The organism is Rhodospirillaceae bacterium, assembly GCA_002728255.1.
Lineage (GTDB): Bacteria > Pseudomonadota > Alphaproteobacteria > UBA7887 > UBA7887.
Map to the genome: position 1 here is coordinate 85,120 of PBWV01000044.1, position 21,924 is coordinate 107,043.

Consider the following 21,924-nt stretch of genomic DNA (forward strand, 5'->3'; position numbering starts at 1 on the left):
CACTTCCCATTGGCCACCCCATTAGATCTCAACCACTAGTTCCCAGTGTTTACTCTTAGATATAGGCCGGCACTCACGAATCTGGACCTTATCTCCCACCTTCTTGGTATTTTCAGGGTCGTGGACCATGTACTTCTTAGATCTGCGGATAAACTTTTTGTATAGCGGGTGCTGGATCAATCGATCCACTTGAACCACTATCGTCTTCTCAGACTTATCTCCCACAACCGTACCCTGTAAAACTCTTCTTGGCATATCACTTCTTACTTCCCGACTGTCCGCCTTTTAAGTTAAGAACTAGCTTGACTTCTCTGCTTCATAATAGTGTGTACGCGAGCGATATCTCGGCGGACAGATCTCACACGAGAGGTATTCTCCAACTGTCCTGTTGCCCTCTGAAATCGCAGATTAAATTGCTCCTTTTTCAGACTGAGAAGTTCCGTTTCTAGTTCCCCATCATTCTTAGCCCGAACGTCCTCTATCTTCATGACTGAATCTCCCCGCCTATGCGAGTAACAATCCGTGTACGGATAGGCAACTTGTCCGCTCCACGCCTAAACGCCTCCCTTGCAAGAGAGCTTTGCACGCCGTCCAACTCGAACATAATCCGTCCAGGTTTAATCCGACAAACCCAAAATTCCGGAACACCCTTACCCTTACCCATGCGCACCTCAACTGGCTTTTTACTAACAGGAACATCAGGAAAAACCCGAATCCACATTCGACCGGTTCTCCTTAAATGCCGGGTTATCGCTCTTCGAGCTGCTTCTATTTGCCTTGCCGTTATGCGCCCCGGTTGCTCAGCCTTCAGTCCATAGGCACCAAAATTGAGGTCGGTCCCACCTTTGGCCAAACCGTGAATACGACCCTTTTGTTGTTTTCTATACTTCGTGCGTTTTGGACTTAGCATTGCCTACACCTACAATCATACCCTTATACCTTGTGCCTCAGCCCGACGACGATCTTGCGCCATTGGGTCGTGCTCCATGATCTCGCCCTTAAAAATCCACACCTTTACTCCACAAGTACCATAGGCCGTATCCGCCCGGGCCACACCATAGTCAACATCGGCCCTTAGTGTATGAAGAGGGACCCGACCTTCCCTATACCATTCAGTACGAGCTATCTCAGCCCCACCTAACCTTCCACCAGCATTAATCCTAATTCCCTGCGCTCCCAGCCGCATGGCCGACTGAACGGCTCGCTTCATAGCTCGCCTGAAAGCGACACGCCTTTCAAGCTGCTGAGCAACATTCTCCGCAACCAACTGAGCCTCGATTTCGGGCTTTCTTACTTCGACAATATTTAGGTGCACCTCACTTGAGGTAAGAGCGGCAACAGCCTGCCTGAGCTTCTCAATATCCGCCCCCTTTTTTCCTATAACAACTCCCGGCCGAGCAGTATGAATAGTAATTCGGGCATTTTTAGCGGGACGCTCAATCACTACTCTACTAACACCCGCCTGATCCAAGCGCTTAAGCAAATATTTACGAATTTTAAGATCTTCCTGCAGTAAATCCCCGTACCCAACATCCGCATACCAACGCGAATCCCAGGTTCGGTTCACTCCAAGCCGCATCCCTATTGGACTAACTTTCTGGCCCATATCCTATTCTTCCCCCTGCTCCCGTACTACCACGGTCATTCGACTAAAAGGTTTAATAATCTGGGCGCCCCTACCTCTAGCGCGAGGCCGAAACCGCTTCATAACCAAACTCTTCCCTACGTAAGCTTCCGCCACGATCAATCGATCCACATCCAAATTGTGATTATTCTCAGCATTTGCTATCGCCGACTGGAGGACCGCCCTTACTTCACCTGCAATTCGTCTTGGAGAATATTTTAGTTGGGTGAGCGCATTCTCCGCTGGCAACCCTCGAATTAGCTTAGCAACCAAATTCAATTTTTGAGGGCTGGTTCTCAGCCGACCGGCTACAGCCATGGCCTCTGTCGCTGAAAGCCTGCGTTCTTGGCTCCGCTTACCCATTTACTAAACTCTCCTTACTCTCTTATCGGCAGCATGGCCAAAAAATGCCCGTGTCGGGGAAAATTCGCCTAATTTGTGGCCGACCATATCCTCCGTAACCAAAACTGGTATAAATTTCTTTCCGTTGTGGACCCCAAACGTAAGACCAACGAACTGGGGTAAAATAGTAGAACGCCGAGACCACGTCTTTATCACAGTCTTACGTCCCGACGCATTTACTTCCTCGACTTTCTTAAGCAAATAGCCATCCACAAATGGCCCTTTCCAAACAGCACGCGCCATCAAGCCCCCCTAATTATTTCTTACGCCGGCGACGACGAAGTATTAACTTGTCAGTACGCTTATTATTTCTAGTCCGTTTACCCTTTGTGGACACGCCCCAAGGCGTAACGGGATGTCGTCCACCCGAGCTTCGCCCTTCACCGCCCCCATGAGGATGATCAACCGGGTTCATGGCTACACCACGCACCTTTGGCCGTCTACCTAACCATCTACTTCGACCTGCTTTACCGATCTTGATATTCTTGCGATCCGGATTGGAAACGGCCCCCACCGTCGCCATGCATTCTGCGCGAACCATCCTTTGCTCGCCAGACGACAGACGCAGCAAAGCATAACCTGCATCCTTGCCAACAAGCTGAGCGTAAGTGCCACCCGCTCGCGCCAACTGGCCACCCTTACGTTCCTTCAACTCAATATTATGGACAACTGTGCCGACAGGCATATTTTTTAAGGGCATGGCGTTACCTGGCTTAATATCCACCCGGTCACCAGAAATGATTTCATCGCCTGGCCCAACTCGCTGCGGCGCCAGAATATAGGCGAGTTCGTCATCTTTATAGCGTACCAGTGCTATAAAGGCCGTCCGGTTCGGATCATATTCCAGCCGTTCCACTACCCCAATTATATCGAATTTTCGCCGCTTGAAATCAATTTTTCTGTAGCGCCGTTTATGACCCCCACCCCTGTGCCGCGACGTCATCCGTCCTTGGCTATTGCGTCCACCGGTGGATGTTTTACCGTGAGTCAAAGTCTTGATCGGACCGCCCTTATGGAGTGAGCTTCGATCTACGGTGACCAACTGCCGCTGGGATGGCGTCATGGGACGAAACTGTTTGAGTGCCATAACTTAGGTTCCTTTATAATCCAGCCAAGTAATCAATATTTTGACCCTCAGCTAGGGTGACCACAGCCTTCTTGTAGTTTGACCTACGCCCCAATGTTTGACGGAAAAATTTTGTTTTTCCAGTCACACGAATAGTATTCACCCCAGTAACTTTGACATCAAATAAGCGCTCAACGGCTCTACGAATTTGTACTTTGGTGGCATCTATACGGACTTTAAAAACAATTTGCCCGTGCTCACTAAGGCTGGTTGCTTTTTCCGTTACTATAGGTCCTAGCAGGACGTCAAAATCTTCAACACTAGTCATTTTAACCGCCCTTCCAGATCGTTAACAGCGGCAGTTGTCAGGACTAGAAAATCCCGTCTTAGAATATCATAAACATTAGCGCCTTCACTAGAAATCACATCCACCGATCCTAGATTCCCCGCCGCTAACTGAAGATTTTCGTCTAAATTAACGGAATCAACTATCAATACTGAAGACCACCCAAAAGCCTTCACCTTATCCGACAACATTTTGGTTTTAGGCTCCTGCAACTGTGCGCTGTCAAGAATTACGAGTTTGCCTTCCCTTTGTTTGGACGACAGCGCACACCGGAGAGCTAAGCGTCTTACTTTTTTGGGAAGGGCAAAAGCGTGACTGCGGACAACAGGGCCAAAAGTCACCCCACCACCGACAAATTGCGAAACTTTTTTGGAACCATGTCGCGCCCGTCCAGTGCCTTTTTGTCGATAGATTTTCGCAGTGCTCCCCCGCACCTCCCCTCTCTCTTTTACCTTATGAGTGCCCGACTGACGTTTGGCTAACTGCCACTTCACCATCCGGTGCAAAATATCAGTCCGCACTTCAACACCAAAAATACTCTCAGAAAGGTCTACTTTGCCAGAAGGCTTGTTTTCCAGGGTTAGCACGTCACATTGGATCATTGCTTCGCCTCCCCACCGACATTCGGCTTAGTGGTTTCACCCTGCTCCCCAGCACTCTGCCCCTCCAAAGTCTCCGACCCTGCCACCCGTGTCTTGCCCCCTTTAAGACCAGCCGGATAGGGGGCCGAGGCCGGCAAAGCATGCTTACAGGCATCGCTGATCTTAACATACCCGCCCTTAGGGCCCGGCACAGCGCCCATCAACAAAATAAGACCCCGTGCCTCATCCGTCCTGACAACATAGAGATTTTGTTCCGTAGTCTTACGATTACCCATCTGCCCGGCCATCTTCTTCCCTCTAAAGACCTTCCCTGGGTCTTGGGAATTACCAGTTGACCCATGGCTACGATGAGAAATTGAAACTCCATGACTAGCACGAAGGCCACCAAAGTTATGTCGCTTCATAGCGCCGGCAAAGCCTTTTCCAATCGATGTTCCCGTCACATCCACAAATTGGCCTTCCACAAAATGGCTTGCCGAAAGTTCTACGCCGACTTCCAAGAGGGCATCCTCAGTAACCCGAAATTCTGTTAACCTCTTTTTGGGCTCCACTTTGGCTGTCCCAAAGTGCCCTCTTAGCGCTTTATTTGTATTTTTGGCCTTAGCCACACCTACTCCAACCTGCAAAGCAGTATATCCATCCCGCTCCCGCGTCCGTTGCGCGACCACCTGACAATGCTCTACACTCAACACGGTCACAGGAAGATGGCTCCCATCCTCCATAAAGACCCTAGACATTCCCTCTTTACGAGCTAGTAGACCAGTGCGCATAAATCCGTCCTTACAGCTTAATTTCTACATCAACCCCGGCGGCGAGATCGAGTTTCATCAGCGCATCCACAGTTTGCGGGGTTGGNTCAACAATATCTAGGAGCCTTTTATGTGTTCTTATCTCAAACTGTTCGCGCGACTTTTTATCCACATGTGGACCCCTCAAAACAGTGAACTTTTCTATGTTNGTCGGCAGGGGGATGGGACCCCTCACCTCTGCTCCCGTACGTCGAGCAGTATTCACAATCTCCTGGGTTGACTGATCAAGAATACGATGATCAAAGGCCTTGAGCCGAATTCTAATATTTTGGCTATCCATCTTCTTATTCCCACAGCCCCTATCATTTAGTGTATCAATATACCTTCAACCCTGACTACTCGATAATTTCTGCAACAACACCGGCACCAACTGTGCGCCCGCCTTCGCGTATCGCAAACCTCAACCCTTGATCCATGGCGATTGGAACAATTAGCTCGACAGACATCGTTACATTATCGCCAGGCATGATCATCTCTGTTCCTTCTGGCAATTCCACGCTACCGGTCACGTCAGTGGTTCTGAAGTAAAATTGCGGCCGATAGTTAGTAAAAAACGGAGTGTGCCGACCGCCCTCGTCTTTCGTTAAAATATAAGCTTCCGCCTTAAATTTAGTATGTGGCTTAATAGAGCCTGGCTTAGCCAATACCTGACCTCGCTCAACCTCCTCACGCTTAGTGCCACGCAAAAGTGCGCCAATATTATCACCTGCCTCGCCTTGATCTAACAACTTGCGAAACATTTCAACACCCGTACAAACCGTTTTTGTAGTGTCTTTGATTCCAACAATTTCGAGTTCATCCCCAACATTCACAACTCCCTGCTCAACTCGACCAGTCGTAACAGTGCCTCGGCCCGAAATTGAAAAAACATCTTCAATCGGCATTAAAAAAGGCTGATCCTTAGGACGATCTGGGGTCGGAATATAACTATCAACNGCCTCCATCAACTTCATTATTGACTGCTTCCCCGCTTCGCCCTCATCCCCTTCCAAAGCCTGCAGAGCAGAGCCAGTCACTATTGGGATATCATCGCCTGGGAAATCATAGCTGGATAAAAGCTCCCGAACCTCTAACTCCACTAACTCCANGAGCTCCGGATCATCAACCTGGTCTGATTTATTGAGGTAAACTACAATCGCCGGAACCCCAACCTGACGGGCAAGCAAAATATGCTCTCGTGTCTGAGGCATAGGACCATCAGCGGCCGACACCACCAGGATAGCGCCGTCCATTTGGGCGGCACCTGTGATCATATTTTTAACGTAATCAGNGTGGCCTGGACAATCTACATGAGCATAATGTCTCGCCTCAGTCTCGTACTCCACATGAGCCGTCGCAATCGTTATCCCACGCTCACGCTCCTCGGGAGCCTTATCAATTTCATCGTAGGCTGTGAACTCAGCACCGCCCGCCTCCGCCAAAATTTTCGTAATTGCCGCAGTCAGAGTCGTCTTACCATGGTCAACGTGGCCGATTGTTCCCACATTCACATGGGGCTTTGTCCTCTCAAACTTTTCCTTCGCCATCTTATATCTACCTCTTTATCAAACCGGCTATATATTTTCCCATACCAGAACTCAAGGTTACCCCAACTAGGCCAACTTAGCCTGCATCTCTTCAGCAACCATTTGGGGAACATGCTTGTAGTGATCAAAAAACATTGAGTACTGCGCCCTACCTTGGGTCATGGAACGTAAATTATTAACGTAGCCAAACATTGTGGCTAATGGGACCATTGCACTAATGACTGTCGCATTTGCCCCCGGCTCCATCCCTTGCACATTCCCCCGCCGACTGTTTAGATCCCCAATAACATCCCCCATATATTCATCCGGAGTGACAACCTCAACGCGCATAATTGGTTCGAGAAGCTTGGGCTTCGCTTTCAACACAGCTTCACCAAAGGCCGATCGAGCTGCAATCTCAAACGCAAGAGCGCTCGAATCAACCTCATGATGGGCCCCGTCGATCAATGTAACTTTCACATCAATCATGGGATATCCGGCTACAACGCCGGCACCCATACCGCTAACCAGACCTTTCTCCACTCCCGGGAGATATTCCTTAGGAACTGAACCACCATGAATTTTATTTTCGAACACGAAACCCTCGCCTGCTTCACCTGGTTCAATCACCAACTTAACTCTTGCAAACTGGCCCGAGCCTCCCGTCTGCTTTTTATGTGTGTAATCTGTTTCAGCAAGCCGCGTTATAGTCTCGCGATAAGCAACCTGGGGAGCCCCTACATTTGCATCCACCTTAAACTCGCGCTTCATACGATCGACCAAAATATCTAAATGAAGCTCCCCCATCCCCTTTATTAGAGTTTGAGCCGACTCGGCATCCACCTCAACCTGGAAGGACGGGTCCTCAGCAGCTAACCTCTGCAATGCTGTTCCTAGCTTGTCCTGATCCGCCTTCGTCTTAGGCTCCACCGCCACTTCTATTACAGGGTCCGGGAACTCTATCCGTTCTAAAACCACTGGACTGGAAGCATCACACAAAGTGTCTCCTGTTGTCGTATTTTTCAAACCGCAGAAAGCAACAATATCTCCCGCACGGGCAATCTCAATGTCTTCCCTATGGTTAGCATGCATTGCCAACATCCGCCCTACCCGCTCACGCTTATCTTTTACACTATTAAGAAAGGAACTTCCGGCTTCCAAAACACCCGAGTAAACCCTAACAAAGGTCAGTGAGCCAACATAAGAGTCATTCATAATTTTAAACGCCAGCGCGGAGAAAGGCTCTTCATCACCACTGCTTCTTAAAATTTCACTATCGCCATCCATCGAAGATCCAGCAATCGCAGGCACATCTGTAGGAGCGGGTAAATAATCTACGACCGCGTCAAGCAAAGGCTGGACACCTTTGTTCTTAAACGCCGAACCATTCAAAACTGGCACAAAATCCCCCGCAATAGTGCCCCTCCTAATACATTCCCGAAGAGCATCCCCACTTGGCTCTGTTCCATCCAAGTATGCCTCAAGGACCTCCTCATTCTGCTCCACCACTGCCTCTATAAGCTTTTCCCTATACTCCTCAGCTCTCGGCAAATCTGAACTTGATATATCCTCTTCGACAAACTCAGCTCCAAGCGTCTCGTCCTTCCACCGCACAGCCTTCATACTAATAAGATCTATAATACCGCTATAATCAGCCTCAGCACCAAGTGGCAACTGCAAAACTAAAGGCACGGTTCCAAGGCGATCCACCATCATTTTAACGCACCTATCAAAATCAGCCCCGGTGCGGTCCATCTTATTAACAAAACAAATCCTCGGAACGCCGTACTTGTCTGCCTGGCGCCAAACAGTCTCCGACTGCGGCTCCACGCCAGCAACACTATCAAATACGCATACCGCGCCATCTAAAACCCTCAACGACCTTTCAACCTCAACCGTGAAATCCACATGTCCTGGAGTATCTATAATATTGATCCGATTATTACGCCAATAGCACGTTGTAGCAGCGGACGTAATAGTAATGCCGCGTTCCTGCTCCTGCTCCATCCAGTCCATGGTTGCGGCACCATCATGGACTTCCCCAATCCTATGGGAGCGCCCTGTATAAAAAAGGACTCGCTCAGTGGTAGTGGTTTTTCCGGCGTCTATATGGGCCATAATGCCAATATTACGATAATCACTTAGAGGTGTACTTCGGGTCATCAATACAAATCCTTAACTATTGCGAGCGCGAACTTACCACCGATAATGCGAAAAAGCTTTATTAGCCTCAGCCATCCGGTGGGTATCTTCTCGTTTCTTTACAGCCGTACCCCGGTTGTTTACGGCATCCATCAACTCCCCTGCCAAACGCTCAACCATGGTTTTCTCTGACCGGTGCCGCGCTGCATCAATTATCCACCTAATCGCCAAAGCTTGGGCCCGTTCTGAACGGACCTCAACAGGAACCTGATAGGTAGCGCCGCCTACACGTCGAGATTTCACCTCTATATCCGGCTTCACTGTATTTAGAGCGTCATGAAAGGAGCGAAGAGCATCCCCCCCAGTCTTGGAAGAAACATGATCTAAAGCCCCGTAAACAATCTTTTCAGCCGATGATTTCTTTCCTGCAAACAATAAACAATTTGTAAACTTCCCCAACACCAAGTCCCCAAATTTTGGATCTGGGTTAATGGTACGTTTGTCAGCAGCACGTCGACGAGACATTTTCTCTTCCTGTTACTAAACTATTTTGGGCGCTTCGCGCCATATTTGGAACGACGCTGTCGGCGGTCACTTACCCCTTGTGTATCAAGCACACCTCTAACGATATGATATCGAACACCAGGAAGGTCCTTTACCCGCCCTCCCCTGATCATCACGACCGAATGTTCCTGCAAATTATGCCCTTCACCCGGTATGTAACTGGTAACCTCAAACCCGTTTGTAAGCCTAACACGAGCCACTTTACGGAGCGCTGAATTTGGCTTCTTCGGCGTAGTGGTATACACTCGTGTGCACACTCCGCGTTTCTGCGGACATGCCTCCATTGCTGGCACCTTATTGCGAGTCACTACTCGCTTCCTGCCCTTGCGAACAAGTTGGTTAATGGTTGGCATTAGCTTCTCCACCGCCAAAATTTTCAGCACGCCCATTTCCCGCAATCCGTTATGGTTACGGCGACGGCCTTCTATAATTATCCCTTTACCAACGACAGTAGCGTCTAGGACAAAGCCTACTACCAACCCCCGCCTGATGGTGGCGCATACTATGAACCAAGAATTAAGCCGTCAAGACAAAATCTTACAGCAACCCCCAAAACCAATTGATTATGTCTGACCCGACCTATTACTGCAGTCAGTTAGGCCGTAGCCCCCATAGTCTCGGCCTCGAGATCACTCCCGCCCTCTGAAGAGACGTCAATCTCTTGGGCACGAGCATCCAATAATGCCTGATCTCTCTCTGCTGCAACCTCCTTAACATCGTTGACTTGCCTGCCTGTCCCAGCTGGAATAAGTCGTCCTACAATTACGTTCTCTTTAAGACCATGCAACCCATCGGCCCGACCATTAACCGCCGCCTCGGTTAAAACCCTGGTAGTCTCCTGGAATGAGGCCGCAGAAATGAAAGAATTAGTCTGAAGACTAGCTTTCGTGATCCCCTGCAATACGGGCAGGCTTACAGCCACCTTTCCACCTTCTTCAGCAACCTTTTCATTCTCGGCCTTGTAATCTCTTCTATCAACCTGCTCACCAACCAGGAAACTGGTATCACCTGGTTCTGAGATCTCTACCTTCTGCAGCATTTGTCGGCAAATCACTTCTATATGCTTGTCATTGATCTTAACACCTTGCAGACGATAAACATCCTGGATTTCGTTGACTAAATAATCGGCCAACTGCGCGACCCCTAACACTCTCAAGATATCGTGGGGCACAGGATTACCATCCATCAGCAGATCACCCTTTTGGACATAATCCCCCTCTTGAACAGTGATATGCTTACCTTTTGGAATAAGATACTCTGCTGCGCTATCTTCTTCTCCCTCCGGCACGACCATAAGACGTCTCTTCGACTTATAGTCCTTACCATACTGCACGAACCCGTCGCACTCGCTAATGATAGCATATTCCTTGGGCTTCCTAGCCTCAAACAACTCCGCGACCCGCGGAAGCCCGCCTGTTATATCTCGAGCCCTTGAGCCCTCCAGGGGAATTCGCGCGACAATATCTCCAGCTTTGACATCTTCACCATTCTCAACGCCGATGATTGCTTCAACAGGTAGTTCATACTGGGCGGCCTGCCCAGTCGGCAATTTCAGCGCTCGGCCCCTCGCATCCGCTATCACTAATCGCGGACGCAAGTCATCCCCCTTAGAAGACTGAGACTTCCAATCAATGACAACCTTGCTTGCTATACCAGTAGCCTCGTCAACAATCTCTCGCATACTGATGGCTTCAGTAAGGTCGGTAAATAAAATTTTGCCTGACTTCTCAGTGATTATGGGTCGAGTGTGCGGATCCCATTCTGCAAGCTTAGCACCCCTTTCAACTTCGGCGCCGTCATCGGCAAGCAATCTACTCCCGTACGGCACTCTATACCTTGCCCTCTCACGATCCCTTTCTCCCGTTACTAATAGTAGTTCGCAATTTCTGCTCATAACCACCGGCACATCGTCAGAGCCAATAACCACATTCCTATTTACAATCTTTACCCTTCCATCTATCGCACTCTCTATACTAGACTGCTGAGCGCCTTGATGCACAGCGCCTCCAATATGGAATGTTCTCATTGTTAACTGCGTCCCGGGTTCCCCAATTGATTGGGCTGCAATCACTCCAACCGCCTCACCAATATTTACCACCGTCCCGCGAGCTAAATCCCTTCCATAGCATTTAACGCACACGCCTTCTCGGCTCTCACATGTCAAAACAGAGCGAATACGAACCTCTTCGATACCCGCATCATCGATCCTACCCACTACAGCTTCGTCGATGAGAGTGCCGGCAGAGACTATTAGCCCCTTTTCCGTATCAGTTATATCAACTGCCGCAGTTCTCCCGAGCACTCTATCGGAAAGCGGATCGATGATTTCACCGCCATCAATAATAGCTCTAACCGACAAGCCCTCAGACGTCCCACAGTCATCCTCAGAGATAATTACATCCTGGGCGACGTCAACCAATCGCCTGGTTAAATATCCCGAATTTGCAGTTTTAAGGGCAGTATCAGCCAACCCCTTCCTGGCACCATGGGTCGAATTAAAATATTCAAGTACTGATAACCCTTCCTTAAAATTCGAAATTATCGGGGTCTCAATTATTTCGCCCGACGGTTTAGCCATTAAACCACGCATTCCAGCCAATTGCTTCATCTGTGCCTGCGAGCCTCGGGCCCCTGAATCAGCCATCATGAAGATTGAATTTATCTGCCTATCTTTTGTCGCAACCTCATCATTGGATGAACCAGATATCTCTTTCATCATCTCATCGGCAACGCTATCAGTGCATTGGGACCACGCATCAATGACCTTATTATATTTTTCACCTTGCGTAATGAGGCCTTCCGCATACTGGTTTTCAAACTCCTGAACTTGGTCGCGTGTCTGATTAACCAAGGCCTCTTTCTTCACCGGAACCACCATATCATCCTTGCCAAAGGAGATCCCTGCCTTACAGGCTTGATTAAAACCAAGTAGCATCAATTGATCAGCAAATATCACCGTCTCTTTCTGACCACAGTGTCGATAAACCTCATCTATGACCTGACTTATTTCCCGCTTGGTCCATAACTTGTTTACCAAACCGAAGGGGATCTTCGGGCTTTTTGGTAAAATCTCATACAGCAGTATGCGTCCCGGAGTTGTCTCAACAAACTCTTGGACCCTATTGGCCTCCGCGTCGAAGGTATCAATGCGAGCTCGAATGACCGAATGGAGGTGCACAGCGTTAGCCTCTAAAGCATGCTTTAACTCCGCCACTTCACCAAAAACCTTCCCTTCACCAACCAATCCTGCCTGACTGTATGTCTGGTAATACAGCCCGAGCACAATATCCTGGGTTGGCACAATAATGGGCTTACCATTAGCTGGACTGAGAATATTATTTGTGGACATCATCAACACCCTGCCCTCTAATTGAGCCTCTAGAGACAGAGGAACATGGACCGCCATTTGGTCACCATCAAAATCAGCGTTGAAAGCTGCACAAACCAGCGGGTGTAGCTGAATAGCCTTCCCCTCTACGAGCACCGGTTCAAAAGCTTGTATCCCTAGCCGGTGCAATGTCGGCGCCCGGTTTAGAAGCACGGGATGTTCTCGAATGACTTCCTCTAATATATCCCAAATTTCAGGCCGCTCCTTCTCAACCATTCGCTTAGCTGCCTTAATCGTGCTGGCCATAGCATAATGTTCCAAACGAGCGTAAATAAAAGGCTTGAATAGCTCCAAAGCCATCTTTTTAGGTAATCCACATTGATGAAGTTTTAGCTCTGGACCCACAACAATGACTGAACGACCTGAATAATCACAACGCTTCCCAAGCAGGTTTTGCCGGAACCTACCCTGTTTTCCCTTAAGCATATCTGCCAAAGACTTCAGCGGCCTTTTATTGGCCCCGGTTATAACCCTCCCGCGACGCCCGTTATCAAACAAGGCGTCCACCGACTCCTGCAACATCCTTTTCTCGTTTCGTACAATTATGTCGGGAGCTCGTAGGTCCAATAATCGTTTTAAGCGATTATTTCGGTTGATCACCCTGCGGTACAGATCATTTAAGTCTGAAGTGGCAAATCTTCCCCCATCTAATGGGACCAGTGGGCGAAGCTCAGGCGGAATTACTGGCAATACTTCAAAAATCATCCATTCTGGACGATTGCCGGAACTAATAAATGCCTCCACCAACTTTAAGCGTTTAACAATTTTCTTCCGTTTTGCCTCGGAATTAGTCTCCGCCAGGTCAGTCCGGAGCAAGTTACGCTCTTCTTCGAGATCGATCTCCGACAAAATACCACGAATTGCTTCAGCACCTATCCCGGCGCTAAATGCATCTTCACCATAATCGTCAACGGCCTGATTATACTCCTCTTCCGTCAGAGTTTGATTTCGTTCTAACGGGGTGAGCCCCGGCTCTACGACAACATAATTTTCAAAATATAAAATACGCTCTATGGATTTCAGCGTCATATCCAGAAGCAAGCCAATGCGCGAAGGCAAAGACTTCAGAAACCATATATGAGCAACGGGCGCTGCTAATTCGATGTGGCCCATCCGTTCGCGTCGAACCTTCGACTGTATTACCTCCACCCCACACTTTTCGCAGACAATACCGCGATGTTTCATGCGTTTATACTTTCCGCAAAGGCACTCATAATCTTTTATCGGACCGAAAATTTTAGCGCAGAACAGCCCTTCTCTCTCAGGCTTAAAAGTTCTGTAGTTTATAGTCTCAGGCTTCTTAACCTCCCCGTACGACCAAGACCTGATTTTTTCAGGACTCGCGATAGAAATTCGAATTTCGTCAAATTCTTGTGACGAATTGACGGGCGAAAATACACTCATCGCATCGGTCATTGGCCTCTCCTATCTGCAACCGAATATCTCGGCACGCTCCGAATAAAAATTTTATAAACCAACCAAGGTCCTAACTAATGTTCTTGAGATCAACATCGAGGCCCAAAGCCTGTAACTCCTTAATCAAAACATTAAAGGATTCTGGGATACCCGCTTCAAAACTATCGTCCCCACGTACCACTGACTCATAAGCCTTGGTACGCCCAGAAACATCATCTGACTTAACAGTTAACATCTCTTGAAGTGTATAAGCAGCACCATACGCCTGAAGAGCCCATACCTCCATTTCTCCAAACCTCTGGCCACCAAATTGCGCTTTGCCCCCGAGAGGCTGTTGGGTAACCAAGCTATACGGCCCAATCGATCTAGCGTGGATCTTATCATCAACGAGATGATGCAACTTCAGCATATAGATGTATCCAACAGTCACTTTTCTATCAAATGTTTCGCCCGTTCGACCATCAATCAATACGCTCTGTCCGCTAGTGTCCAGTCCAACCTCCTCAAGCATCTCCGCTATATCAACCTCATGAGCCCCATCAAAGACCGGCGTCGCAATAGGAACCCCCTTTCGGAGATTGCCAGCTAACTCAAGCAAAGCATCTTCCTTAAAAGATTTAAGATCCGCATCCTCTGCCTGTTTACCATAAACACCGGCCAGATACTTGCGAACAGGACCATCATCGCCAGTAGCCATAAATTGATCAACAACCTTGCCTATCTTGGCCCCTAATGCATGAGTAGCCCAGCCAAGGTGGGTCTCTAAAATCTGCCCGACATTCATTCGAGACGGAACACCCAAAGGATTAAGAACAATATCAACTGGCGTCCCGTCTTCCAAATGTGGCATATCCTCCATCGGAACAATTCGGGAAATCACTCCTTTATTCCCGTGACGGCCAGCCATTTTATCTCCAGGCTGAATCTTTCTTTTGACCGCAACAAATACCTTTACCATTTTTAAGACACCAGGGAGCAATTCGTCGCCACTCTGAACCTTTTCTACCTTCTCCTCAAAACGACCCTGCAAACGCTTCGTTGCCGTATCTAATTCCTTCCGCAACAACTCCACGCTTTGCATTACTTTTTCGACCTTAACCGCAAACTGCCACCATTCCTTTGGCTTGTAGTCGGACAGTATCTCCTCAGTTATTTTACTATTCGGAGACACACCTTTTGGACCGGAGACAGCAACACGATTAACGATTAACTCCCTAAGTCGGTCATAAATGTTGCTCTCAAAAATCTTCTGCTCATCTTCGCGATCTTTTTCTAGCCGATCTATCTCAGCAGCCTCGATGGCCAAAGCCCTCTCATCCTTATCAATCCCTCTTCGCGAAAACACTCTGACTTCGACTACAGTACCTGCCACCCCCGGAGGCAACTTCAACGACGTGTCGCGAACATCTGAAGCCTTTTCGCCAAAAATTGCTCGAAGAAGTTTCTCTTCTGGAGTTTGGGGCGACTCGCCCTTAGGAGTTATCTTGCCAACAAGAATGTCACCAGGGTCAACCTCTGCTCCAATATAAACAATCCCCGCCTCATCTAAATTTCTGAGAGCCTCGTCACTTACATTGGGTATATCGCGAGTTATATCCTCGGGCCCGAGCTTCGTATCACGAGCCATGACCTCAAACTCTTCAATGTGCACCGACGTGAATACGTCATCGCGGACAATTCGTTCTGAGACTAGGATCGAATCCTCAAAGTTATATCCATTCCATGGCATAAAGGCCACGAGAATATTCCGACCCAAGGCAAGCTCACCTAATTCAGTGGAAGGCCCATCAGCAATAATATCGCCAACCTCAACGGAATCTCCAACCGAAACCAACGGACGCTGGTTTATGCACGTGTTTTGATTCGAACGCTGAAATTTGAGTAAATTATATATGTCAACGCCAGTCGCCGTGTCATCTTCAACGTCAGTTTCAGCAGCTCTAACAACTATTCTTCTGGCATCTACCTGGTCCACAACACCGGACCGACGAGCCACGACGGTAGATCCTGAGTCCACTGCCACCACTTCTTCCATTCCCGTGCCCACCAGTGGGGCCTCCGCCCTGATTAGGGGGACTGCTTGACGCTGCATATTCGAACCCATTAAAGCCCGGTTAGCATCATCATTTTCTAAAAAAGGAATTAGCGCTGCTGCGACCGAAACTAACTGTTTAGGCGACACGTCAACGTAGTCGATTGAGTTCGGGGACACCATCACGAAGTCACCATTTACCCTACAGCTAACCAGGTCATCAGCAAATCGCCCTGACCGAGTCAGCGCCGCATTGGCCTGCGCTATGGTGTATTTACCCTCTTCCATAGCGCTCAAATACTCAATTTCAGGGCTAACCTTGCCCTTGACCACCTTACAATAAGGGCTCTCGATAAAGCCGTATTGGTTCACCCTGGCATAAGTAGCCAGGCTATTGATCAATCCAATATTTGGCCCCTCTGGGGTCTCAATGGGACAAATTCGGCCATAGTGGGTTGGATGAACATCTCGAACCTCAAAGCCCGCCCGCTCGCGCGTTAAACCACCTGGACCCAACGCCGATAAACGCCGCTTATGAGTAATTTCCGATAGAGGGTTAGTCTGGTCCATAAATTGAGATAATTGTGACGATCCAAAAAACTCACGCACAGCAGCGGTTGCTGGCTTAGCATTGACAATCTCATTAGGCATGACAGCATCAATCTCGGGCACAGAACTCATCCGTTCCCGAATCGCTCTCTCCATTCTTAAGAGACCAACCCGATATTGATTCTCCATTAATTCACCAACAGAGCGAACACGTCGGTTCCCTAAATGATCAATATCATCCACATCGCCCTTACCGTTTCGCAAATCAATCATTGTCCCAATAACAGCGATTATATCCTCCCTCCGGAGTTCGCGAACCGCATCGGGTGCAGTCAAATCCAGGCGGGAGTTCATCTTGACGCGCCCAACAGAGGAGAGATCGTAACGCTCGGAACGCTCTACCTTTATGTCCCCCTCTTTAATGCGAACTACACTGGGTAAACTGTGAGCTCGGCATACGCTGCAAGAAACAGCTATATCAGCATATCCATCATGCACATCCAACAACCACGCATTAGAATCCGCCTCAGCACGGGAAATATGGCCAACCGAAATCAACTCTGAAGAGCCCGTCCAAAAAAGTTCAGCCTCCGATTTCTGAAGTTTTACAGGACTTAAAAACAAACCATAGAAAAGTTGCTCAGCACTTTCCTCGTGAGGCGGCTCCCCTGGTCGCATCACCCTATAGATGTCTGTGAGGGCATCTAGCCTGTTTTTGTTTTTATCCACATTTAAGGTATTTAAGAGGTGAGGCTCCTCGCCTGAACCCACCAGCAAGGTTGCAAAAGACCTAACGCCGTTTGCTTGTAGGCGTTCCAAACCATCTTCTGTTACCTCATCACCTGCCTCTGCTATAACCAGGCCATCTTTATCAATTATATCGTTGGCGTAGAACTTGCTCGTTAACTCTTCCAGGGGGGCTATATAATCCTTCAACCCCGCTTTCTGAATTTCCTTGATGCGGCGCACATTTGCCCGCTCCCCTACTTCAGCCACCACGCTGCCCGTCTTCGCATCTACCAAATCATAAAGAAGTTTGGTCCCTCTAACGGATTCCACATCAAATTTTGCTCGCCACCCAACCTTGTCTCGCCTATATACAGTTTGTTTGTAAAATTTTGCCAGAATTTCTTCCGTACTAAACCCAAGAGCCCTCAAAAGAGTCCCCACCTGTAGTTTCCGCCGCCGATCAATTCTGACAAAAGCTATGTCTTTGGCATCAAACTCAAAGTCCAACCAACTTCCCCTATAGGGAATTATCCTAGCAGCAAACAACAACTTTCCAGAGGCGTGTGTCTTCCCCTTATCGTGGTCAAAGAAAACTCCCGGAGACCGATGCATTTGGCTAACGATGACCCGCTCCGTTCCATTTATAACAAACGTGCCCTTCTCAGTCATAAAGGGAATATCACTAAAGTATACGTCTTGCTCCTTTATATCTCGTACAGATTGCGCCCCCGTTTCCTCGTCGACATCTAGGACAGTTAACCGCAACGTAACCCTGAGCGGAGCGGCATATGTCATACCCCTTTGTTGACATTCTTCTACGTCATACTTTGGCTTATCAAATTCGTATTTGACGAAACTCAATTCAGTACGTTCAGAGAAGTCTAAAATTGGAAATACAGACTCAAAAACGTCCTGAAGGCCCCACGCCCCCCTACTCTCAGCGGGGATGTGCTGTTGTAAAAAATGGTCATATGAAGTCTTCTGAACCTCAATAAGATTTGGCATGGTCGTTAAAGTTTGAATGCGACCAAAGTTTTTTCTGATACGCTTGCGGCCGGTAAACGAAAGCGTCATGATGCCTCCTCAATACTGCTTTATATCTACTATTTTAAGTGCGAATGTTAGGGTCCTGCCTAAACTTCCACCGATTGCCTCGACAGTTTTTTTGCGGGCAAAAAACGGCGGAACCCTGGGTGCTTGGATCATAATAGCAATTGGATCCAAGCGTCGGGTTAAGTTCAACTCAGGTCCCAAGGAAATTACTTCACTTCCACAGTTGCCCCAGCACCCTCTAGTTTTTTCTTGAGTTCTTCTGCTTCATCTTTTGAAGCTCCTTCTTTAACAGGCTTTGGAGCAGATTCGACCAAATCTTTTGCTTCTTTCAATCCCAAGCCCGTGATAGATCTCACTTCTTTGATGACGTTTATTTTCTTATCACCCACCGACGCCAGGATTACTTCAAACTCTGTTTTTTCTTCGCCAGCATCTGTAGCAGCAGCCCCAGGAACCGCAGCTGCAACCGCGACAGGCGCTGCCGCAGAAACACCCCACTTTTCTTCCAAGAGCTTACTCAACTCAGAAGCTTCTATAACGGTTAGAGCCGAGAGCTCTTCCGCAATTTTTTCCAAATCAGCCATCTACGCTAATCTCCTTAATCTAACTAAGTAAAAAAATAAACCTACCCGCGTCCAAGAAAGCCCACAGATACCACTAAAAACTCATTTATCCCCATACACACCAAAAACCCTAGCCAATTGGGATGAAGGGGCGGCCAGCACTGAAACAACATTGGTAGCGGGCCTTTTGAGAAGAGACACCAGTTTTGCGCGGAGCTCATCAACCGATGGCAAAGCCGCCAACGCCTTTATTTCGTCACCACTCAAACGGTTCCCATCCAAGCTACCCCCAAGAATAACCAAATGATCACTGTCCTTCGCAAACTCGACGGATGCTTTAGCTGCCGCTACTGGGTCCTCCGAACACGCCACCCCCGTTGGGCCCTCGAACAAGTCTTCAAGGCCTCCAAAAGCAGTGCCATCCAGCGCCCTCCGAGCCAGACTATTTTTAGTGACCCGAAACTGAGCCCCTGCTGCCCGCATCTTACGCCTTAATTCGGCAGATTCGGCCGCCGTCAAACCCTTGAAGTGACTTACCACTATAGAGTTCGCCGCGTTAAACGTCTCTCGCAAAGAGTTAACTAATTCTTCCTTTTGGACTCGGTCCAATGTCCTTCTCCGACTTTAACAACAAGTACCCACAGGCCCTGCCGATCGTTGTACTCTGAACGCCATAAGCATTTACACACTGGCACTCCCTTGTACCTGCCCAATAAAGACGGAACCACCAGAAGAATTTGGATCAATTCAAATAGATCCCCCTTTCTCCTAGGCAACCCCATCTATATTGGCGAAGCACTCATAGCCACTTTAAGGATCCCCGAACGGGGGACGAACACCAATAGTCTTGGACGGGTATTTTCTATACTATCATAACCCCAATGGGCCATTTGTGGGTGTCTTACCACACCCACACTACTCCTCCTAAGTTTCGGTGCTCTTCACACCCAAAATCCCTGCTATGTCAATCCTTATGCCTGGGCCCATAGTGGCACTAATCGTCGCTTGCTGCAAAAAATTCCCCTTCGCCCCACTTGGCTTAGCACTATTCACTGCATCAATAAAGGCCTGAACATTTTCTTGAAGTGCACCCTCCGAAAAACTAGCCTTCCCAACACCAGCATGTACAATCCCAGCCTTCTCAACCCGAAAAGCCACCTGACCACCTTTCACAGCACTTACGGCGGCAGCCACGTCGTTTGTCACAGTTCCAAGCTTTGGGTTTGGCATCAAACCCCGAGGCCCCAGCACTTTTCCTAATCTGCCAACCACGGCCATCATGTCAGGAGTTGCAACACAACGATCAAATAGTATTTCTCCTTTACTGACGCTCTCTGCCAAATCATCTGCCCCTACTATATCGGCACCGGCCTTCCGAGCCTCGTCAGCCTTATCATCCTTAGCAAATACGGCCACACGCACCGTCTTTCCGGTACCATTCGGAAGCGAAACAGCGCCCCGAACCATCTGGTCCGAGTGACGGGGATCAACGCCCAAATTCAGCGCCAATTCTATGGTTTCATCAAACTTGGTGCTTGCTGTCTTCTTCACCAATTTAATAGCTTCAGATAGGTCATACTCAGTACCATTATCCAACTCTTCCAAAGCTAATTTCCGTCTTTTACTTTGTTTTGCCATATCCTCAATCCGAAACGCTTATTCCCATTGATCGAGCCGTACCGGCCAAAATTCGGCACGCCGCATCGACATCATTTGCATTTAAGTCCGCCTTTTTAACTTCAGCGATCTCACGCAAACTTTGCATACTAATACTTCCAATATTATCTGTACGACCGACCTCGCCATTCCCTTTATTCACCCCGGCTGCCTTTTTAATAAGAAAACTAGCCGGCGGGGACTTCGTCGTAAAACTGAAACTCCGGTCCGTATAGACCGTTATTACCGTAGGGATTGGCATTCCTTGCTCGACCTTTTGGGTCTCGGCATTGAAAGCCTTACAAAACTCCATGATATTAACTCCATGTTGCCCCAAGGCTGGACCTATCGGCGGCGATGGATTCGCCTGGCCCGCCGGCACTTGTAACTTTATAAAGCCATCTATTTTCTTTGCCATAGAACGATCCTTCAGCTCCCCGAGCCCCCCCTAACTAATATCAACCAATAACCCGTCGAACCAAAAGCAACACCATAAGTACTCTATAGTTTCTCAACCTGGCTATACTCCAATTCCACCGGGGTCGCCCTCCCAAATATAGAAACCGAAACTTTTATTCGGGCCTTATCCTCATCAACTTCTTCCACCATTCCATTAAAGGAAGAAAACGGCCCATCAGATACTCTCACCATTTCACCCACATCAAAAGTTATCGACGGCTTGGGCCGCTCAATTCCGTCCTGCACCTGACGCAGTATTCTATTCGCCTCGGCCTCTGAAATGGGCACCGGTTCATTTGCCGTTCCAAGAAAGCCCGTCACCTTAGAAGTATTCTTAACTAGATGCCAGCTCTCATTTGTCATAGTCATTTTTATTAAAACATAACCAGGAAAAAACTTTCGTTCGCTAGCTACCTTCTGGCCCCGCCGCATTTCCACCACTTCTTCCGTGGGCACTAGTATTTGGTCAAAAAGATCCGGCATTCCTTTCCGGACTGCCTGCTCTCCTATTGCCTGTGCAACCTTCTTCTCAAAACCAGAGTAAGTATGAACTATATACCAGCGCTGCTCCATGGACCTCTACACCCCAACGCCCAAAATCAGTTTGATACCCCAGGCCAAGATTTGATCAACAAAAAAGAAAAAAATCATTAAAAGGAATACCATGATGAAAACCATCACGGTAGTCACCCCTGTTTCCTTCCTTGTTGGCCAGGTAACCTTATCCACTTCCTGGCGAACTTCTCGCACAAATTGGCCTGGATTAACTTTGGCCATACTTAAACGCTCCCATTTTGGACCAAATGTCCAAGTTTAACCGACCCTTGGCAGGAGTGGAGGGACTCGAACCCCCAGCCCCCGGTTTTGGAGACCGGTGCTCTACCAATTGAGCTACACTCCTCCATGTCAGCGGAGTCCACAACACCACATCAATATACCTTCAACCCTGACTACTCGATAATTTCTGCAACAACACCGGCACCAACTGTGCGCCCGCCTTCGCGTATCGCAAACCTCAA

24 protein-coding genes and 1 tRNA gene are annotated in these 21,924 nt (G+C 48.4%); all 25 read right to left on the bottom strand.

Translation table 11 applies throughout. From position 1 onward, the window contains the following. Positions 1-21: 21 nt before the first annotated feature. Positions 22-255: a 30S ribosomal protein S17 gene (gene rpsQ, locus CMM32_11290; protein MBT07478.1), complete on the bottom strand. Its 234-nt coding sequence runs from the start codon at positions 253-255 to the stop codon at positions 22-24. Positions 256-290: 35 nt separating this feature from the next. Further along, a complete protein-coding gene (locus tag CMM32_11295; protein ID MBT07479.1) occupies positions 291-488 on the bottom strand; it encodes a 50S ribosomal protein L29 in 198 nt (65 codons plus the stop codon). Beyond that, positions 485-910 carry a 50S ribosomal protein L16 gene (locus CMM32_11300; protein MBT07480.1) on the bottom strand — a complete coding sequence of 142 codons (426 nt, stop codon included), beginning with the start codon at positions 908-910 and terminating at the stop codon, positions 485-487. The genes CMM32_11295 and CMM32_11300 overlap by 4 nt, the downstream gene beginning before the upstream one ends. A gap of 15 nt (positions 911-925) precedes the next feature. After that, complete coding sequence (locus tag CMM32_11305; GenBank protein MBT07481.1) at positions 926-1,606, bottom strand: 30S ribosomal protein S3; 681 nt, start codon at positions 1,604-1,606, stop codon at positions 926-928. Between the two features lie 3 nt (positions 1,607-1,609). Further along, the gene (locus tag CMM32_11310; GenBank protein MBT07482.1) at positions 1,610-1,987 is read right to left on the bottom strand and encodes a 50S ribosomal protein L22; all 378 of its coding nucleotides are present in this window, start codon (positions 1,985-1,987) and stop codon (positions 1,610-1,612) included. A gap of 3 nt (positions 1,988-1,990) precedes the next feature. Further along, on the bottom strand, positions 1,991-2,269 hold the full coding sequence (locus CMM32_11315) for a 30S ribosomal protein S19 (GenBank protein ID MBT07483.1): 279 nt from the start codon (positions 2,267-2,269) through the stop codon (positions 1,991-1,993). Positions 2,270-2,282: 13 nt separating this feature from the next. Next, complete coding sequence (locus tag CMM32_11320) at positions 2,283-3,113, bottom strand: 50S ribosomal protein L2 (protein ID MBT07484.1); 831 nt, start codon at positions 3,111-3,113, stop codon at positions 2,283-2,285. 13 nt (positions 3,114-3,126) lie between these two features. After that, positions 3,127-3,420, bottom strand: coding sequence for a 50S ribosomal protein L23 (locus tag CMM32_11325; GenBank protein ID MBT07485.1), 294 nt, complete (start codon positions 3,418-3,420; stop codon positions 3,127-3,129). Further along, positions 3,417-4,037, bottom strand: coding sequence for a 50S ribosomal protein L4 (locus CMM32_11330; GenBank protein MBT07486.1), 621 nt, complete (start codon positions 4,035-4,037; stop codon positions 3,417-3,419). Before CMM32_11330 ends, CMM32_11325 begins: the two co-directional genes overlap by 4 nt. Beyond that, the gene (locus tag CMM32_11335; protein MBT07487.1) at positions 4,037-4,810 is read right to left on the bottom strand and encodes a 50S ribosomal protein L3; all 774 of its coding nucleotides are present in this window, start codon (positions 4,808-4,810) and stop codon (positions 4,037-4,039) included. The genes CMM32_11330 and CMM32_11335 overlap by 1 nt, the downstream gene beginning before the upstream one ends. A gap of 10 nt (positions 4,811-4,820) precedes the next feature. Then, the gene (locus CMM32_11340; GenBank protein MBT07488.1) at positions 4,821-5,129 is read right to left on the bottom strand and encodes a 30S ribosomal protein S10; all 309 of its coding nucleotides are present in this window, start codon (positions 5,127-5,129) and stop codon (positions 4,821-4,823) included. A gap of 55 nt (positions 5,130-5,184) precedes the next feature. Continuing rightward, complete coding sequence (gene tuf / locus CMM32_11345; protein MBT07489.1) at positions 5,185-6,375, bottom strand: elongation factor Tu; 1,191 nt, start codon at positions 6,373-6,375, stop codon at positions 5,185-5,187. Positions 6,376-6,441: 66 nt separating this feature from the next. Next, complete coding sequence (gene fusA / locus CMM32_11350; protein ID MBT07490.1) at positions 6,442-8,517, bottom strand: elongation factor G; 2,076 nt, start codon at positions 8,515-8,517, stop codon at positions 6,442-6,444. 33 nt (positions 8,518-8,550) lie between these two features. Beyond that, a complete protein-coding gene (locus tag CMM32_11355; GenBank protein ID MBT07491.1) occupies positions 8,551-9,021 on the bottom strand; it encodes a 30S ribosomal protein S7 in 471 nt (156 codons plus the stop codon). A 20-nt stretch (positions 9,022-9,041) separates the two neighbouring features. After that, complete coding sequence (locus CMM32_11360; GenBank protein ID MBT07492.1) at positions 9,042-9,413, bottom strand: 30S ribosomal protein S12; 372 nt, start codon at positions 9,411-9,413, stop codon at positions 9,042-9,044. A gap of 242 nt (positions 9,414-9,655) precedes the next feature. Further along, positions 9,656-13,864, bottom strand: coding sequence for a DNA-directed RNA polymerase subunit beta' (gene rpoC / locus CMM32_11365; GenBank protein ID MBT07493.1), 4,209 nt, complete (start codon positions 13,862-13,864; stop codon positions 9,656-9,658). A 70-nt stretch (positions 13,865-13,934) separates the two neighbouring features. Further along, positions 13,935-18,248, bottom strand: a complete 4,314-nt coding sequence (rpoB, locus tag CMM32_11370; protein MBT07494.1) for a DNA-directed RNA polymerase subunit beta — start codon at positions 18,246-18,248, stop codon at positions 13,935-13,937. Between the two features lie 185 nt (positions 18,249-18,433). Further along, positions 18,434-18,811, bottom strand: coding sequence for a 50S ribosomal protein L7/L12 (locus tag CMM32_11375; protein MBT07495.1), 378 nt, complete (start codon positions 18,809-18,811; stop codon positions 18,434-18,436). Between the two features lie 81 nt (positions 18,812-18,892). Further along, positions 18,893-19,399 carry a 50S ribosomal protein L10 gene (locus CMM32_11380; GenBank protein ID MBT07496.1) on the bottom strand — a complete coding sequence of 169 codons (507 nt, stop codon included), beginning with the start codon at positions 19,397-19,399 and terminating at the stop codon, positions 18,893-18,895. 315 nt (positions 19,400-19,714) lie between these two features. Next, positions 19,715-20,428 (bottom strand): 50S ribosomal protein L1, encoded by a 714-nt coding sequence (locus CMM32_11385; protein MBT07497.1) that lies wholly within the window; start codon positions 20,426-20,428, stop codon positions 19,715-19,717. A gap of 4 nt (positions 20,429-20,432) precedes the next feature. After that, positions 20,433-20,864: a 50S ribosomal protein L11 gene (gene rplK / locus CMM32_11390; GenBank protein ID MBT07498.1), complete on the bottom strand. Its 432-nt coding sequence runs from the start codon at positions 20,862-20,864 to the stop codon at positions 20,433-20,435. 83 nt (positions 20,865-20,947) lie between these two features. After that, positions 20,948-21,478: a transcription termination/antitermination protein NusG gene (locus tag CMM32_11395; GenBank protein ID MBT07499.1), complete on the bottom strand. Its 531-nt coding sequence runs from the start codon at positions 21,476-21,478 to the stop codon at positions 20,948-20,950. Between the two features lie 6 nt (positions 21,479-21,484). Then, positions 21,485-21,682, bottom strand: coding sequence for a preprotein translocase subunit SecE (locus CMM32_11400; GenBank protein MBT07500.1), 198 nt, complete (start codon positions 21,680-21,682; stop codon positions 21,485-21,487). A gap of 48 nt (positions 21,683-21,730) precedes the next feature. Beyond that, positions 21,731-21,806: transfer RNA gene (locus CMM32_11405), tRNA-Trp, on the bottom strand. Between the two features lie 49 nt (positions 21,807-21,855). After that, the gene (locus CMM32_11410) at positions 21,856-21,924 is read right to left on the bottom strand and encodes a hypothetical protein (GenBank protein MBT07501.1); all 69 of its coding nucleotides are present in this window, start codon (positions 21,922-21,924) and stop codon (positions 21,856-21,858) included.

Bases quoted from the DNA above. Each gene is read 5' to 3' on its own strand.
- rpsQ (MBT07478.1), bottom strand. From the start codon at position 255: ATGCCAAGAAGAGTTTTACAGGGTACGGTTGTGGGAGATAAGTCTGAG.
- CMM32_11295 (MBT07479.1), bottom strand. From the start codon at position 488: ATGAAGATAGAGGACGTTCGGGCTAAGAATGATGGGGAACTAGAAACG.
- CMM32_11300 (MBT07480.1), bottom strand. From the start codon at position 910: ATGCTAAGTCCAAAACGCACGAAGTATAGAAAACAACAAAAGGGTCGT.
- CMM32_11305 (MBT07481.1), bottom strand. From the start codon at position 1,606: ATGGGCCAGAAAGTTAGTCCAATAGGGATGCGGCTTGGAGTGAACCGA.
- CMM32_11310 (MBT07482.1), bottom strand. From the start codon at position 1,987: ATGGGTAAGCGGAGCCAAGAACGCAGGCTTTCAGCGACAGAGGCCATG.
- CMM32_11315 (MBT07483.1), bottom strand. From the start codon at position 2,269: ATGGCGCGTGCTGTTTGGAAAGGGCCATTTGTGGATGGCTATTTGCTT.
- CMM32_11320 (MBT07484.1), bottom strand. From the start codon at position 3,113: ATGGCACTCAAACAGTTTCGTCCCATGACGCCATCCCAGCGGCAGTTG.
- CMM32_11325 (MBT07485.1), bottom strand. From the start codon at position 3,420: ATGACTAGTGTTGAAGATTTTGACGTCCTGCTAGGACCTATAGTAACG.
- CMM32_11335 (MBT07487.1), bottom strand. From the start codon at position 4,810: ATGCGCACTGGTCTACTAGCTCGTAAAGAGGGAATGTCTAGGGTCTTT.
- fusA (MBT07490.1), bottom strand. From the start codon at position 8,517: ATGACCCGAAGTACACCTCTAAGTGATTATCGTAATATTGGCATTATG.
- CMM32_11355 (MBT07491.1), bottom strand. From the start codon at position 9,021: ATGTCTCGTCGACGTGCTGCTGACAAACGTACCATTAACCCAGATCCA.
- CMM32_11360 (MBT07492.1), bottom strand. From the start codon at position 9,413: ATGCCAACCATTAACCAACTTGTTCGCAAGGGCAGGAAGCGAGTAGTG.
- rpoC (MBT07493.1), bottom strand. From the start codon at position 13,864: ATGACCGATGCGATGAGTGTATTTTCGCCCGTCAATTCGTCACAAGAA.
- rpoB (MBT07494.1), bottom strand. From the start codon at position 18,248: ATGACGCTTTCGTTTACCGGCCGCAAGCGTATCAGAAAAAACTTTGGT.
- CMM32_11375 (MBT07495.1), bottom strand. From the start codon at position 18,811: ATGGCTGATTTGGAAAAAATTGCGGAAGAGCTCTCGGCTCTAACCGTT.
- CMM32_11385 (MBT07497.1), bottom strand. From the start codon at position 20,428: ATGGCAAAACAAAGTAAAAGACGGAAATTAGCTTTGGAAGAGTTGGAT.
- rplK (MBT07498.1), bottom strand. From the start codon at position 20,864: ATGGCAAAGAAAATAGATGGCTTTATAAAGTTACAAGTGCCGGCGGGC.
- CMM32_11395 (MBT07499.1), bottom strand. From the start codon at position 21,478: ATGGAGCAGCGCTGGTATATAGTTCATACTTACTCTGGTTTTGAGAAG.
- CMM32_11400 (MBT07500.1), bottom strand. From the start codon at position 21,682: ATGGCCAAAGTTAATCCAGGCCAATTTGTGCGAGAAGTTCGCCAGGAA.